Source organism: Cellvibrio japonicus Ueda107 (assembly GCF_000019225.1).
Lineage (GTDB): Bacteria > Pseudomonadota > Gammaproteobacteria > Pseudomonadales > Cellvibrionaceae > Cellvibrio > Cellvibrio japonicus.
Genome location: NC_010995.1, coordinates 393,739 through 409,568, shown reverse-complemented (window position 1 = coordinate 409,568; position 15,830 = coordinate 393,739). Strand labels below are relative to the sequence as shown.

Here is a 15,830-nt window from a genome sequence, read left to right as displayed (position 1 = left end):
CTTGGTGTCCGGTCTAATTAGACCACTTCATACCTCGTTCATCGCGCAGTCGCTCATCCAACCGATCACTGTCATACGCTCCATCACCTATGACTTTTTCCGGAACTGCCTGGGTGTAGCAACTATCCAGCGTATCCTCAACTAAAGTGACTTCATGCGGCGAAGCACTTCCAACGAATAATCCGACAGGAAGACCGTGGCGATCCGCAATTGCCATGATCTTGCTCCCTTTGCCGCGCTTTGTTTTACCAACGCCAGCGCCCCCTTTTTAGCCGATGCAAACGACCCGTCAATATACACTTCACTCAAATCAATCTTGCCGCGACTCTCCAGATCCGCCAATAATCCTCGCAAAATATTTTCCAGAACGCCATTCTCGACCCATTCCTGATAACGTCTGTGGCACGTCTGGTAAGAGGGATAGCGACTTGGCATATCCTTCCAGGGGGCTCCGGTTCTCAAAACCCACAGAATCCCCTCAAGGATATGTCTGGAATCAACTCTGGGGCGGCCTTTCCCTTGTTGGATCACATCATGTTGTGGCAAATAGGGTTTTACCATTTCCCACTGTTGTTGGGTTAATTCCATCATGCTCTCCTGTTATTAACGGCATGGATGGATTTTACAGCTTGGTCACTTAAAATGCATTTTTGAGATGGCTTCTAGTAATTTTCAAATAGGTATGATGCTTTTGGTCAACATAGAAATACCAATATTTACACTCATTTGTATGTTAGATGGAATAACCATATATATGCTTTTTAACAAAGTCCCAAGAAACAAGGAATCAAGTAATTAACAATAGTCCTTAATGGAGTAGGTTTAACTGCCGCATCTACAGTAGCCAAGGTCAATTATTGCAGATAAAGACACCAGAACTGGCAATCAGTTATCGCCACAATGCATTAGGTAATCGGGTGACGAAACTCATCAACGGCCAAGTGGTTGAGCAATATCTGTGGAAGGACTTGACCAGGTTACTTGTAGTCTACGATGGCCAAGGTAATCTCAAGCAGCGGTTTGAATATACGCTCGGTCGTACACCAACGAGTTTTACCCAAAGTGGTCAGCGTTATTTTATTCAAACCGATCACTTGGGTAGCCCGAGGGTGATTACCGATAACAGTGGCAATATTGTCAAAACCATCAGCTATGACAGTTATGGCAATATCATTGAAGACAGCAACCTGAACTCCAAATCCCGTTTGGCTTTGCAGGTGGATTAAAAGACGATGACACCGACCTGGTTTGTTTCGGTTATCGTGACTATGATCCTGAGGTAGGCCGATGGACAGCGAGAGACCCGATTGGGTTTGAGGGTGGAGATATCAACTTATATAGGTATGTATTGGGCGATCCTATTAATTGGGTTGACATTGATGGATTAGCTCCTGCCTGGGCTGGGCCTATAACCGCTGTTACCGCAGCTGTAGAGCGAGATGCCTTTACTAAGACTTGCCCTGATAGCATATAAGCAAACTTCGACCCACCATGCGCACCAATTAAACTCACTTTTATTGTTTTCGGCATTTATTTGATGCACAAATAATGCACCAAAAATAATCACTCACTATTTAATCGCCAATTAACCATTAAAAAATGCACCTTTTGTGGATTGGCATAACCATTGCAAACATCTCGATAACAGGCATTCCACTGTGCAAGCGCACCAAATAGTGACTTTCCAGCGGCTATGCCATAGTCATCGGATTTTTTGTGATTGGTCTGGATCCTTTTCCATGAGCGCATTTCGTTTAAACCTGCTGGATTTTTCCAACAAATCGGTAGCGACCCTGCATTTCACCTGGTTCGCGTTTTTTCTCACGTTTGTTATGTGGTTTAGCCTTCCACCGCTAAAACCCCTGATCACTGCATCGCTGGATTTAAGTGCGCAGCAATGGGCGGCGCTGCTGACGCTCAATGTGGCACTGACCATACCCGCGCGGATTGTCGTGGGCAGCCTGGTGGATAAATTCGGGCCGCGCGCGATTTACACACTGCTGCTGGCGGTTTCCGGGGCGATCCTGATTGCCTTTGCCCTGGCGCAAACCTTTGAACAACTGGCACTGTTCCGTTTTTTATTGGGCTTTGTGGGCGCTGGCTTTGTGATTGGTATTCGCCTGGTCAGTGAGTGGTTCCCGGCACGCCAGGTTGGGTTGGCCGAAGGTATCTACGGTGGCTGGGGTAATTTTGGTGCGGCGGCAGCCGGGTTTACCCTGCCGTTCCTCGCCATCCATGTGTACGGCGGTGAAGACGGCTGGCGCTACGCCATGATCACCGCCGGTGTTATCGCCATGCTCTACGCCGTGTGTTTTTACCTGAGCGTGCGCAACACCCCCAAGGGCTCCACCTATTTCAAACCCAAAAAATCCGGCGGCCTGGAAGTCACCAGCAAAAAAGATTTTGTTTTTTATGTGCTGATGAATGTGCCCATGTATCTGATCCTGGCGGTACTGGCCTGGAAGATGTCGCCCACCAACCTCGGTTTACTGAGCACGGCAACTACCTATGTGCTCTATGTGGTTTTGCTGGGATTATTTGCGTTCCAGTTTGCGCAAATTTATCGCGTCAATAAAGAGATGTTGAAACAGGGCGCGGCAGAACACGATAAATACGAATTCAAACAGGTCGCTATTTTAAGCTGGGCGTACCTTGCCACCTTTGGTTCCGAAATCGCCGTGGTATCGGTACTGCCGGCGTTTTTTATGAGCACCTTTGAAGGACTGAGTGTTACCCAGGCGGCCATGCTGGGTGGTTCCTTTGCGTTTATGAATTTGATTGCGCGCCCCAGCGGTGGTTGGGTGAGCGATAAATGTGGCCGCCGCATCAGCATGAGTGTGATTCTCGCCGGGGTTACCCTGGGCTACCTGCTGTTGTCGCAAATCAATGCCGGCTGGCCGCTGTACCTGGCCTTTGCCGCCGTATTTACCTGTTCGCTGTTCGTGCAGGCCGGTTGCGGCGCTGTATTCGCCGTAGTGCCCCTGATCAAGCGCCGCATGACCGGGCAAATTGCCGGACTGGCCGGTGCCTATGGCAATGTGGGTGCGCTCTTCTTCCTGACCATGAATACTTTTATCGACATCCACAGCTTTTTCTACATGCTGGCCGGTGCGGCGGCTATTGGCTTGGTGTTTGTACAATTCCTCAAGGAACCCAGGGGCCATGTTGTGGAAGTGAACGAAGATGGCACCCTGCATAAAATTGAAGTGAGCTAAAAGGGCAGCAACAAACGTGCAGCACCGTTCTGCACGTTTGTTGATTGTGTATTATCCCGCTATGGACCATTTGCAATCCCCACTGCATATCAGCTTTGCGCAAAAGAGCGACGCTGGCCACAAACCGGAAAACCAGGACACGGTGGGAGCGCGCTTGCCGGACGGCAATTTGCTGACCACCAAAGGTATTGCGATTGCCATTGCTGATGGCGTCAGCAGCAGTAAAGCCGCACGCGAGGCAAGCCAAACCGCTATTGCGGGATTCCTCAACGATTATTACGCGACCCCGGATACCTGGAGTACCCAGCAATCCGCCATGCGTGTTATCCAGGCACTCAATTCCAGCCTCTGGGGGCGCAGCCAGAATTCCATTTACGGCGAGGGTTATCTCACTACCTTTTCGGCACTGATTTTAAAAGGGGCAAGCGCCTTTATTTTCCACGTGGGCGATACCCGCGTTTATCGCCTGCGCGATCAGCACCTTGAATTGCTGACGCGCGACCATACCCAGCGCATCGATAAACACACCACGCATCTAAGCCGTGCCATGGGCGCAGATCCCTATCTCGAAGTGGATATGCACAGCCTGGAATTACACGCTGGCGACCTTTTTATATTGACCAGCGATGGCATCCACGAAGCCATGCCACCACAGGAATTACGGCAATTGGCGATCAACCAGCGCAACCGCCTGGAAGTACTGGTTGACCAGGCCTTGCAACTCGCCCTGTACCATCAGAGTGACGATAACCTCAGTATCCAGGCAGTGTCGATTGAGAACCTCGGTACAGCGGGACAGGACGATACCCTGCAAGTTTTATCGCGCCTGCCATTTCCACCGGTGCTGTCGCCGGGGCAAATACTGGATGGTTTACGCATCAAAAAAATCCTGCACGAATCGACACGCAGCCAGGTATATCTGGTCGAGGACGATCAAAAAAACCTGTTGGCGATGAAAACCCCGTCGGAATTATTCCTGGACGATCCCGCCTATATTGAACGCTTTGTGATGGAGGCCTGGATAGGGGCGCGCATCCACAGCCCCGGGGTTGTACGGGTGATGGCAGCACCCGAGTCGCGCTCCTGTTTGTATTACCTGACGGAATATATTCCCGGGCCAACACTCGCCCAATTACTCAAGGAGCGCGGTATTTTATCGATTGTCGATGCGGTGGAACTGATTGAAAGTTTGCTTCGCGGAATACGCGCGTTCCATCGCAAGGAGACCCTGCACCAGGACCTCAAACCGGACAATATTGTCGTGGGCGCACGCGGCCCGGTGATTGTCGATTTTGGCTCCTGTTGGGTCGCCAGTGTACAGGAGGCCGGCGCACCGATTGCGCGCGATCATATTCTCGGGACACTCGACTATTCCGCGCCCGAATATCGCTATGGCGCAACACCCGGTACTGCATCAGACCAGTTTTCCCTCGCCGTACTGCTCTACGAAATGCTTACCGGCAAACTGCCCTACGGCACTGGCTATAGCAAGGCCATGGATCTGAAAAGTTTTCAGCGGCTGGCGTATATCCCGGCGATGAAACACAATCCCCTGGTCCCCTATTGGCTCGACAAGGCATTGGAAAAAGCCCTGAGCATCAACCCCAACCACCGCTACACTGCCCTGAGTGAATGGCTGCAGGACCTCAAGCGCCCCAATCCCCTGTGGCTCACACCGCGCGCACAGCCGCTGCTGGAGCGCGACCCGCTGAAAGCCTGGAAAGTCATCGCCATTAGCGGTTGGATCTGTGCATTGGTCGCGCTCCTATGGCGCGGCTGATCACACCCTGAGCGTTATACAGGTTATTGCCTGGTCGATTTCTGGTAGTCTCTCGCGTTAATAAGAAAGACTCACGGAAACGATAACCATGCCCATCAAGACCGCCCTCATCGTCGACGACTCCACCACCGCCCAGTATCGACTGAAAAAGATGCTGCGCCCCTACAACCTGCATATTGATGCGGTGGACTCGGGCGAGGCTGCCTTGCGCTATCTGGCCAGCAAGGTGCCCGATGTCATTTTTATGGATCACCTGATGCCGGGCATGGACGGTTTCCGCGCATTGCAGATCATCAAGTCCCACCCCGAAACGGCGATGGTGCCGGTCATCATGTATACCGCCAAAAGCGGCGATGTCTACACCGGCCAGGCACGCGCCCTGGGTGCGCTGGATGTGGTGAGCAAGGACACCATCAACGCGACTGATTTATCCAAGGTGATGCAGGCCATCCACCTGTATCCGGAATCCAGCAAACCAGCGGTTAAAGGCGATGGTATTGAATCGCCGGAATTGATCGCCGCCGCCAACCAGGTCAGCGACATGCCGATCAATGACCGGGTGACCGATGCCGACTACCCCTTTATCGAACGCCGCGCGCCCAACCAGGCAATCATCGACCAGGCACGCAACCTGGAATTGCGCCTGAGCCACCTGGAGCACTCGCTGGAAGATAACCGGCGCGTTATCACCTCGCGGGTGGTGCGCGAATTACAGGGATTGCGCCAAAACATCCGCAAGGAATTCAACGATGTACTCGCGAATGCGCCAGCGGTCACCCATACACCGCCCGCATCGCCACCGCCCCCTCCCGATGCAGGAAGTGGCCCACCCGCCGCACGCAGCAACAAAGGCTATGGCGTGGCGTTGATACTGGTCCTGTTACTCCTGGCCGTCGCCCTCTATTACTTGATCAGCATGAACCGGCATCTGCTGGATACCCAGGCGCAGCAACAGGAAATTCGCACCCAGTTGAGCAGCCTGCAATCCCCACGCGAGCCGGATATGGTCTCCCCTGCCCTGCAAAACCTGGCGCGGGCGCAGCAATTCGATGCCCAGCAGTACAGCAACCGCGCGTTCCTCGATGATTTAAGCTGGGCCTTTAACCAAAGCGGTGCCATTCCCTTCCGCCAAAATACCCTGGACCCGCGCAGTGCAGTGCGCATTTATGAATTCATCCTTCGCTTGCTCGATAAAGGTTTTGTGGGGGCAATACACCTGGACGTGTTCGTGGGCGATTTCTGCCTGCTGCTCGACCCCATGGGCCAGGGTGAACTGGCCGCGCCCGATAGCACACTCGCCAATTGCCTGCTATCGAACGAGGCTTATAACCTCGACCGGATACGCGACAATTACACCCGTGAACTGGAAGATGCCCTCGACAATTTAATCCGCAACCAGGATGGCCGCCTGAGTGTCAGCATCAACAGCTACCTGGGGCCGGAAACCTATCCGGAGCGATTGCCGATTGTCTCTGCCGGCGACTGGAATGCGATTGCACAGCGCAATAACCGTATTGAGATCAGGCTGGAGCCACTGTACTAACGGCGGCAAAATCATGCGCGGCTGGCTAGAAGCCTCTTCAAAAATCAGCCCGCCAGCCCCAGGCAGGGCGAAAAGGCAGCGGGCACCGGAGCGGGCCGTCCAACACTGCATCAGGCCGTTGGATGATTGTTGAGATGGCTTCTAGACTCAGGTTATCGCGCAGCAGAGGAGATCGCCCGATGAAAGATCCGTTTATGCAAGCCGCACTTGAAGAGGCCCGCAAAGGGCGACGCGAAGGGGGCATCCCCATCGGATCGGTCCTGGTTATCGATGGCAGGATCGTCGGACGCGGCCATAACCAGCGGGTGCAAAAAGGCAGTTGTGTACTGCACGCCGAAATGGACTGCCTGGAAAACGCCGGGCGCCTGAAAGCGAGTGACTATCGGCGTGCCACCCTCTACTCTACCCTTTCCCCTTGTGACATGTGCAGCGGCACAGTGCTGCTTTACGGCATCCCCAAAGTCGTAGTCGGTGAAAACCTCAGTTTCCAGGGGCCCGAAGCCTATGTGCGCAGCCGGGGTGTGGAGCTCGACATACGCGACGATGCCGAATGCAAACAGTTGATGCAGGACTTTATCGCCCAACAGCCAGCGCTGTGGAATGAGGATATTGGTGAATAACCTGTTCTTTCGCCGTGCAATAAACTATCCCACCGGGCCCGGATGCGCTCGCCCTGTTCCATTGCCTATCCACCAGCGTTCTCGCCGCCATGCAATGCCTGTGAACCTGTTTTCTCTTGCACTCCTCTGGCTCTGGTCCCATCCCCTGTGCGCCGACACCCTGCGCCTGCAACTCAAATGGACCCACTCGTTCCAGTTCGCCGGTTACTATGCCGCCCTCGAACAGGGTTACTACCGCGAACTGGGGCTGGATGTGGAATTCCTGGAGGCATCACCCAATACACCGGTCGCCGACAGGGTCATGGCCGGGGAGGCGGAGTTCGGTGTGGGCACCAGCAGCCTGTTACTGGAACGCCATCGCGGTAAACCCCTGGTGGTGCTAGCCAATATTTTCCAGCATTCCGCCCAGGTGCTGGTAGCCCGCCAGCAATCGCCCTTGCAGGGCGTGCACGACCTGGCCGGCAAAACCCTGATGCTGGAAGACGGCGCCGACGAATTAGTGGCCTACTTGACCCAGGAGGGGCTGACACCGGATAAATACCGCACCATTACCCACAGCGCTAACCACGAAGACCTGTTAAATGGCCGGGTCGATGCCATGTCCGCCTACTCCAGCTACGAGCTCTACCACTTCCGCCAGGCACACCAGCCGCTGCAAATTTACACACCGCGCTCCGCCGGCATTGATTTTTATGGCGACAACCTGTTTACCAGCAGCAAACTGATCCGGCGCAATCCACGTTTGGTCGATAACTTTCGCGATGCCAGCCTGCGCGGCTGGCAATATGCCATGGCCAACCCGGAAGACATCATTGCGTTGATCATGCTGCGCTATACCAGCCAACACAGCGCTGATTTTTTACGTGCAGAAGCCGAGCACATGCAGGCCCTGATTCGTCCCGACCTGATTGAAATTGGCTACAGTAACCCCGGGCGCTGGCGCCATATCGCCGATACCTATGCCGACCTCGGCTTATTACCCCAGGGCTTTTCCCTTGATGGATTCCTCTACCAGCAAGGCTTGGGCGATAACCGCACCTGGTTCTATGCCGCGCTAACTACACTGCTCGGCGCCCTGGTGATTTTTGCGATTGCCCTGCATGTCTATCGGGTTAACAGCAAACTGCACAACCTGGTGCGCCTGATGCGCCGCGCCGATGTACAGCAGCGCAACCACAATCACGTCCTGGCCCTGATCGCCGCCGATGAGCCGCTGGAAGACATTTTGCTCAGTTTGGTAGAAGGCGTGGAACACCTCAAACCCGAGATGAAGTGCAGCGTGCTGCTGTTTGATCGCAAGCAACAAAAGTTCAGCGTTGCCGCCGCACCCAGCCTGCCCGACTTTTACAACCAGGCCATTGCACACCTGCAAGCCCACGATACCGCAGGTTCTTGCGGTGCCGCGGTTGCCACCGGCAAGCGCGTGATTGTCAGCAATATCCAGACACACCCCAATTGGGAGGCCTATCGCCAACTGGCGGCCCAGGCAGACCTGATGTCCTGCTGGTCGGAACCTATCCTCAATCGCCATGGCGAAGCCCTGGGCACCTTCGCCATTTACCAGCACAAGGTCGCTGAACCCACGGCAGAGGATATACAGCTGATTGAAGAGTCAGCCTACCTGGCGGAGATTGCCATTGAACGCAAACAGGCACTGGAGGCACTGCGGGAAAGTGAGGAGCGCCATCGCATGATGGCCCAGCATGACAACCTGACCGGACTTCCCAATCGCGCACTGTTTGCCGATCGCCTGCAACAAGCCTTGAGCTACGCCAAGCGCCACCACAAATCCCTGGCAGTCATGCTGCTCGACCTGGATGATTTCAAACCGGTCAATGACACCTACGGCCATGCCCTGGGCGATGAATTGCTCAAAGCGGTCGCATTGCGCTTACAAGAAGCCGTGCGCGCTTCCGACACAGTCGCACGCATCGGCGGCGATGAATTTGTGATTCTCCTGCACCAAATTGACAGCCCGGCCCAAGCCAGGATTGTCAGCGACAAGATCGGGCAATTGCTCGCACAGGAATTTTGGTTGGGTGAGCAGTCAATTCACATCGGCTGCAGCATCGGCATTGCCTACTATCCGCAGGACAGCAGTGACGCCAGGGAGTTAACACACATTGCCGACCAGCGCATGTACGAACAAAAACAACTGCATCATCCATCCTAGTCCCTGTTGCCTTTGTCACGTGGATAGTTTTTGAGAGGGCGACCATAAAAAAGGCAACCACGAGGGTTGCCTGTCAAGCCGACTCATGAAGCAGTCGAAGAAGCTGTAAACCATTAACATGCCATAGTGTCACGCCTGGACTTGTACCAAACCATCATCCACCCGCACCGGAAAAACACTGATCTGGTATTCGGGTTTTTCCAGGCACTCCCCAGTGCGTAAGCTGTAGTGCTCCTTATAAAGCGGAGAAGCCACTACGATTTCATCGCCAATCGAACCGATAATGCCGCGCGATAGCACATTGGCTTCACCCACGGGGTCGAAATTGGACACCGCAAAAATTTCATTGAGGCGGCGCGATAAAAAAATTGCCACCTGCTTGTTATTAACCAGCGCACAAACGCCGGTATCGGGAATCAAATCCTCAAACTCACACACACTGATCCAGGGTTTCTCACTCATATCGTTTCTACCTGCAGAATATCAATCCACCAACTCGACAAACTGAATCTCGCTATGCTTGCGCTCAAGCGCCGTTGCCGGGCGCGGCTGGCCGCGTTCCTGTACATAGGCGAGATTGTCATCGACCTTATCGCTGTTAATAAAATGTGTGAAGCGCTTTTGCAGTTCGGGATTTTCCACCGTGGTTTTCCATTCGCACTGGTATTGGCTGATGTTATGGGCCATCTGCGCTTCCAACTCGGCGGCAATACCCAACCTGTCATCGATAATGACTTTTTTCAGGTAATCCAGGCCGCCATCAAGGTTTTCAAACCATACCGACGTGCGCTGCAAACGATCTGCTGTACGACAATAGAACATCAGGAAACGGTCGATGTATTGGATCAGGGTTGCATTATCCAGGCCGGTTGCAAACAAATCGGCATGGCGCGGACGCATACCGCCGTTGCCGCACAGATACAAACTCCAGCCGGTTTCTGTTGCGATAACACCTACATCTTTACTTTGCGCTTCGGCACACTCACGTGTACAACCGGATACGGCAAACTTCAATTTGTGGGGCGAACGCAAACCCTTGTAGCGGTTTTCAATCTCTATCGCCATGCCCACGGAATCCAATACCCCATAGCGGCACCAGGTGGAACCTACACAGGACTTCACTGTACGCACTGATTTACCGTAGGCATGGCCGGTCTCAAAACCGGCATCGACCAGTTTTTTCCAAATCTCCGGTAACTGATGCAACTGGGCACCGAACAAATCGATACGCTGGCCACCGGTGATTTTGGTGTAGAGGTTGTACTCCTTGCCTATCTGGCCAAGCACAATCAATTTTTCCGGGGTGATTTCACCGCCGGCAATGCGCGGCACAATCGAATAGGTACCGTCTTTTTGCATATTGCCCAGGAAAATATCATTGGTATCCTGCAGGCCGATATGTTTCTTATCCAGGACGAATTCATTCCAGAAAGATGCCAGGATAGAACCTACCGCCGGCTTGCAAATATCGCAGCCCAATCCTTGTCCGTGCTGGTCGAGCAATGTATCAAAGCTTTTGATTTGCTTGACGCGAACAATATCGGCCAGCTCCTGGCGCGAATGGGGAAAGTGCTCACAAATATGGTTGCTGACTTCTACCCCCAGTTTGGTCAACTCGGCATCCATCACCTGTTTAGCCAATGCCGAACAACCGCCGCAACCGGTAGAAGCCTTGGTGACCGCTTTAATATCACCCATGGTGCGCGCGCCATTTTGTACCGCACAGCAAATAGCGCCCTTGCTCACGTCATAACAGGAGCAGACACACGCGCTCTCCGGCAGGGCATCCACCCCAATAGCCATCCCGCCCTCAACAGAGGGCAGAATTAACGCATTGGGGTCTTCCGGCAAGTCCATGCCATTGACACACATTTGCTGCAAGGTGCCATAAACTTCCACATCGCCCACCAGTACGGCACCGAGCAATTTTTTATTGTCAGCAGAGACAATAATGCGCTTGTAAACTTGCTCTACATCATTGGCGTAGGTGTAACTGAGCGAACCCGGGGTATTGCCGTGGGCATCGCCAACAGAGGCCACATCCACACCCAGCAATTTGAGTTTGGTGCTCATGTCGGCACCGAGGAACTGCTCATCGCCGCCAACGATATGGGACACCACCACTTTCGCCATCTGATAGCCGGGAGCAACCAGGCCATAAATACGGTTATTCCACAGCGCACACTCACCGATGGCATACACATCCTTTACGCTGGTCTGGCAATAATTATCAACCACTATGCCGCCGCGCTCGCCCACCGCGATACCGCACTTGCGCGCCAACTCATCCTGCGGACGTATACCGGCAGAAAACAAAATCATGTCAGTTTCGAGATGGCTGCCATCGGCAAAATTCATGCGGTAGCGCGCTTCGCTGCCCGCCACAATGTCTGTGGTCGCTTTTTGGGTGTGCACACGTACACCCAAGGCTTCAATTTTGCGGCGCAGCAGGCGACCGCCGCCTTCATCCAATTGCACGGCCATCAGGCGCGGGGCAAATTCCACCACATGGGTTTCCAGCCCCGCTGCTTTTAATGCGGCCGCCGCTTCCAGCCCAAGCAACCCACCACCGACCACCACACCGACTTTACTCTGCTGCGCAGAGGCAGTGATTTTCTCCAGGTCTTCGATGGTGCGATACACCAGGCAATGCTCACCGCTATTACCCGGAATGGGCGGCACAAAGGGATAGGAACCGGTGGCCAGGATCAATTTGTCATAGGCTTCGCGGCGGCCCGAGGCAGTAATGATTTCCCTGTTGTCAAAATCCAGGTCAACAACCTTATCGCGCAAAATAAATTGCACCTCTTTTTCGCGGTAGTACTCCGCATTGGTCAACGCCAGGTCTTCTGCACTGGAGCCGGAGAAATATTTGGACAGTTGTACCCTGTCGTAGGCCAGGCGCGGCTCTTCAGAAAAGGTAATCAGTTGATACTGTGCGGCATCCTGGTGGTTGGCGAGGTTGTCAATAAACTTATGCCCCACCATACCATTGCCCACGACGATAATGCGCTTTTTCATAACGGCCTCACGGTTGTCAAATCTTGCTTGTCGTATTCATGCGAAATGTATGGCTTATGCCAGCAGTCGCTGCTGTCCGGCGAGTAATTCCTGTAAGTGCGGGGCCTGCAATTGCTCGCGCACCTTAACCACCTCACCCACGATAATCAGCGCCGGTGATTGCACCTGCTCCCGCACAACAACGGCCGGAAAATCCTGCAGGTTACTGATCAGGTTGCGCTGGTTGGTGCGGCAACCATTTTCAATAATGGCCACCGGTGTCTGCGCATCCAGTCCGCCCGCCAGCAGCTGCCCGGCAATAAAATCCGCGCGCGTCAGCCCCATGTAAAACACCAGGGTGTGATTGAGCTGGGCCAGTGCCTGCCAATTCAGGTCCAGGCTTTTTTCAGCATGTGCAGTAACAAATGTGCAGCCCTGGGCAATGCCGCGATGGGTCAAGGGAATATCCGCATAAGTGGAACAACCGGAAGCCGAGGTGATCCCCGGTATCACTTCGGCCGCTATACCCGCACGGCGCAGCTCCAGCAGTTCTTCACTGCCGCGCCCAAAGACAAAGGGGTCACCGCCTTTGACACGGCATACCTTCAACCCCAGGCGCGCCTGATCCACCAACAACCGGTTGAGATCCCCTTGCGCAATGCTGTGTTGGCTTTTGGCTTTGCCCACATAAAATGCCGGAATATGCGTTGGGAAAAGTGCGCGAATGTCAGGGCTGACCAGGTAGTCGTAAAAAATGACATCGGCGCTATTGATTGCACGCAGGGCCTTGAGTGTAAGCAGCTCTGCATCACCCGGCCCGGCACCTACCAACCAGACCTTGCCATCACGGGATGAGCGGGCACGCGCTGGCTTGCCAGCCGCCTTTTTAGCAACAGGTTTCAATACCTCCACCACCGCATTGCCAATAGCGCTCACAGAAAAACCACGTGCAGAGGAGAGGGGAAAAAGCATTTTCATGGGAGTACCTGTTGCTTCGGGTTAGGCTGCACCGGAATGGGCACCGGTATTTGCCAGGGTCGTCAAATCACAACAGGGGATTTGCAAGCGCAATGCCAGAAGATTTTTTTTGGCTAAAAAAAATATTTCCTTTTATTTTTCATTACGTTAGAAACAGGTCACGCACAGCGGCAGAAAATCCCGGGAATTCCGGGCCTGTGATAATTTCCTTTTTATGTTTTTTATTGGTGCAAGTACGCACCAAACAATATCAAATTATGATTTTTGAATTTCGCAAAAATGCACCAAATAAAACCACAGTGAAGGTGCACGGTGATCAACCAAGTTGCATATTTTTTATTTTGGCGATATATGGCAGGAAAAATGAACGACTGGAGACAGGACGTACAGTCTTTTATCCCCCGTATCAGGCCATAACCCTGGCAGCAGCCCTAAAAATCACCATTTTGGAACAGGATTTTTCAACCTACAGGGAGTAAGCTGTTACAACCTGGCCACAGACTTGCACGGGGCCATGGGTGTTTTTTAAGGTTTAGGGTTTCATGGCATTACTAGATGGCTTCGGCCGCACCATTAATTACGTCCGCCTGTCGATTACCGACCGCTGCGACCTGCGCTGTGTCTACTGCATGGCGGAGGAAATGACCTTTTTACCGCGCGACCAGGTACTGAGTATTGAAGAGTTCGCCCGACTCGGGGCAATCCTGGTCGAACTGGGGGTTACCAAGTTGCGTATTACCGGGGGTGAACCCCTGGTTCGCCAGGGTGCCATTACCCTGATGCAACGCCTGGGGCAGATCCCCGGCTTGCGCGAGCTGTGCCTGACCACCAATGGAACGCGTTTGTCCCACCACGCCCAAGCGCTCAGGGATGCCGGGGTAAGCCGCATTAATATCAGCCTGGACAGCCTGAATCCCGATCGCTTCCGCCAGATGACCCGCTATGGGGATCTCAGCCAGGTATTGTCGGGGATCAGGGCTGCACAACAGGCAGGCTTTGAACGTATCAAACTCAACTGTGTGGTACTCAAGCATTACAACGCCGACGAAGCCGTTGACCTGGTGCGCTTTGCCCTGGATGAAGGACTGGATATCAGCTTTATCGAGGAAATGCCGCTCGGGCGCATCAATGAACACGGACGCGCCGCCGAATTTGTCAGCAGCGAAGAATTGCGCCGTAGCCTTGGCAAGCATTGGACACTCCACCCCAGTATCAACCCCGGGAACACCCAGGCTGGGCCAGCCCGTTATTGGCAGGTATCCGACTATGGATCGCGCATTGGTTTTATTTCGCCCCATTCGGATAACTTCTGCAGCAGTTGCAACCGGATCAGGGTTACAGCCACCGGTCGATTACTATTATGCCTGGGACAGGAACATAGCCTGGACCTGCGCGCGCACCTGCGCGCGCGCGAAGCCAGTGCCGACGCTGTGCGCAACGCCATAGTGGCGGCCATGGCCAACAAGCCGGAGCGGCACCGCTTCGACCTGGCCGGCGACGAGCCGCAAATACTGCGTTTTATGAACATGACCGGCGGCTAAATGCCGCCTGTGTGCTGCTGTTACTGCTCCTTTTTACCTCTATTATTTTTTGCTGTTAGGTGCGATGAAACATGTCATCCCAAAAAGACTTTGAACCCTTGAATATTTGCGTGCTGACCGTATCGGATACACGCACGCTTGCCACGGATACATCCGGCCAGCAATTACAGGACCTACTGGAAGCGGCAGGCCACAGATTGCACGGGCGCACACTGGTGGTTGATGATATTTACCAGATTCGCGCCGTGACCTCACAATGGATTGTCGACCCGCTCGCCCAGGTAGTGCTCATTACCGGAGGCACCGGTTTTGCCGGGCGCGACTCCACCGTCGAGGCCATGACGCCCCTGTTTGATAAAACCGTGGTGGGTTTTGGCGAGCTGTTTCGCCAGGTCTCTTACGAGGAAATCGGTACATCCACTATCCAATCCCGCGCGATTGCAGGACTTTCCAATCGCACGCTGATTTTCTGCCTGCCCGGCTCTACCGGCGCCTGTACAACAGCCTGGGAGAAAATCATCCGGGAACAATTGGATGCACGTCATCGCCCGTGCAACTTTGTCGGCCAACTGCGAATTCCATCATGAGTGAAAAAGCCAAAACAGCAAGTGGGGTGCGCTTGAAAATACAAGCGCGTTTGCTGCTCGATGAGGAAATTGCCTTCGGCCCCGGCAAGGCCGATTTGCTGGATGCCATTGAAGCCAGCGGCTCCATCTCTGCCGCCGGCAAACAAATGGGCATGAGTTATCGCCGGGCCTGGTTGTTAGTGGACGCCATGAACCGCTGTTTCCAGCAGCCGCTGGTCGAAACGGTTACCGGCGGCGTCCACGGCGGCGGCGCGCGCCTGACGACAACCGGCAAGGAAATTTTACAGGCCTACCGTCAATTGCAGGCAGATACCCGGCACCTGGCTGAACAGCATATTGCGACCTTTAAACCGCTGTTGCGCAAACAGCCATTGCCTTCACCCGGTTGAGTAT

14 protein-coding genes and 1 pseudogene are annotated in these 15,830 nt (G+C 53.9%); 10 read left to right on the top strand and 5 right to left on the bottom strand.

Annotated features, from left to right (window positions below; all coding sequences use genetic code 11):
* Positions 1-13 precede the first annotated feature (13 nt).
* Entirely contained in the window at positions 14-217 is a 204-nt protein-coding gene (locus CJA_RS19950) for a transposase (protein ID WP_148208780.1), read from the bottom strand.
* The gene (locus CJA_RS01635) at positions 142-591 is read right to left on the bottom strand and encodes an IS5 family transposase (RefSeq protein ID WP_041550892.1); all 450 of its coding nucleotides are present in this window, start codon (positions 589-591) and stop codon (positions 142-144) included. The genes CJA_RS19950 and CJA_RS01635 overlap by 76 nt, the downstream gene beginning before the upstream one ends.
* Before the next feature lie 266 nt (positions 592-857).
* On the opposite strand from CJA_RS01635, the pseudogene CJA_RS20050 reads away from it, so the two are divergent.
* From CJA_RS20050 to CJA_RS18500, 6 genes and pseudogenes are all read left to right on the top strand, one after another.
* Positions 858-1,474 (top strand): annotated as a pseudogene (locus CJA_RS20050) (RHS repeat domain-containing protein).
* A 265-nt stretch (positions 1,475-1,739) separates the two neighbouring features.
* The gene (locus tag CJA_RS01625) at positions 1,740-3,215 is read left to right on the top strand and encodes an MFS transporter (RefSeq protein ID WP_012486012.1); all 1,476 of its coding nucleotides are present in this window, start codon (positions 1,740-1,742) and stop codon (positions 3,213-3,215) included.
* Positions 3,216-3,276: 61 nt separating this feature from the next.
* The gene (locus tag CJA_RS01620; RefSeq protein ID WP_041551887.1) at positions 3,277-4,995 is read left to right on the top strand and encodes a bifunctional protein-serine/threonine kinase/phosphatase; all 1,719 of its coding nucleotides are present in this window, start codon (positions 3,277-3,279) and stop codon (positions 4,993-4,995) included.
* A gap of 88 nt (positions 4,996-5,083) precedes the next feature.
* Positions 5,084-6,538: a response regulator gene (locus CJA_RS01615; protein WP_012486010.1), complete on the top strand. Its 1,455-nt coding sequence runs from the start codon at positions 5,084-5,086 to the stop codon at positions 6,536-6,538.
* Positions 6,539-6,717: 179 nt separating this feature from the next.
* On the top strand, positions 6,718-7,158 hold the full coding sequence (locus tag CJA_RS01610; protein WP_012486009.1) for a nucleoside deaminase: 441 nt from the start codon (positions 6,718-6,720) through the stop codon (positions 7,156-7,158).
* 100 nt (positions 7,159-7,258) lie between these two features.
* Positions 7,259-9,331: a diguanylate cyclase domain-containing protein gene (locus CJA_RS18500; RefSeq protein ID WP_158304043.1), complete on the top strand. Its 2,073-nt coding sequence runs from the start codon at positions 7,259-7,261 to the stop codon at positions 9,329-9,331.
* 129 nt (positions 9,332-9,460) lie between these two features.
* On the opposite strand, the gene nirD is transcribed toward CJA_RS18500, so the two are convergent.
* The 3 genes from nirD to cobA are packed head-to-tail and all read right to left on the bottom strand — an operon-like array spanning position 9,461 to position 13,309.
* Entirely contained in the window at positions 9,461-9,793 is a 333-nt protein-coding gene (nirD, locus tag CJA_RS01600; RefSeq protein WP_012486007.1) for a nitrite reductase small subunit NirD, read from the bottom strand.
* Between the two features lie 21 nt (positions 9,794-9,814).
* On the bottom strand, positions 9,815-12,352 hold the full coding sequence (nirB, locus tag CJA_RS01595) for a nitrite reductase large subunit NirB (protein WP_012486006.1): 2,538 nt from the start codon (positions 12,350-12,352) through the stop codon (positions 9,815-9,817).
* A gap of 54 nt (positions 12,353-12,406) precedes the next feature.
* The gene (cobA, locus tag CJA_RS01590) at positions 12,407-13,309 is read right to left on the bottom strand and encodes a uroporphyrinogen-III C-methyltransferase (RefSeq protein ID WP_012486005.1); all 903 of its coding nucleotides are present in this window, start codon (positions 13,307-13,309) and stop codon (positions 12,407-12,409) included.
* A gap of 92 nt (positions 13,310-13,401) precedes the next feature.
* On the opposite strand from cobA, the gene CJA_RS01585 reads away from it, so the two are divergent.
* The 4 genes from CJA_RS01585 to CJA_RS01570 all read left to right on the top strand — a co-directional run bounded on the left by CJA_RS01585 (position 13,402) and on the right by CJA_RS01570 (position 15,826).
* A complete protein-coding gene (locus CJA_RS01585) occupies positions 13,402-13,788 on the top strand; it encodes a hypothetical protein (RefSeq protein WP_041550890.1) in 387 nt (128 codons plus the stop codon).
* A 63-nt stretch (positions 13,789-13,851) separates the two neighbouring features.
* Complete coding sequence (moaA, locus tag CJA_RS01580) at positions 13,852-14,850, top strand: GTP 3',8-cyclase MoaA (protein ID WP_012486003.1); 999 nt, start codon at positions 13,852-13,854, stop codon at positions 14,848-14,850.
* Positions 14,851-14,921: 71 nt separating this feature from the next.
* Positions 14,922-15,437 (top strand): molybdenum cofactor biosynthesis protein B, encoded by a 516-nt coding sequence (gene moaB, locus CJA_RS01575; RefSeq protein ID WP_012486002.1) that lies wholly within the window; start codon positions 14,922-14,924, stop codon positions 15,435-15,437.
* Positions 15,434-15,826, top strand: a complete 393-nt coding sequence (locus CJA_RS01570) for a winged helix-turn-helix domain-containing protein (RefSeq protein ID WP_049765380.1) — start codon at positions 15,434-15,436, stop codon at positions 15,824-15,826. The genes moaB and CJA_RS01570 overlap by 4 nt, the downstream gene beginning before the upstream one ends.
* Positions 15,827-15,830 lie beyond the last annotated feature (4 nt).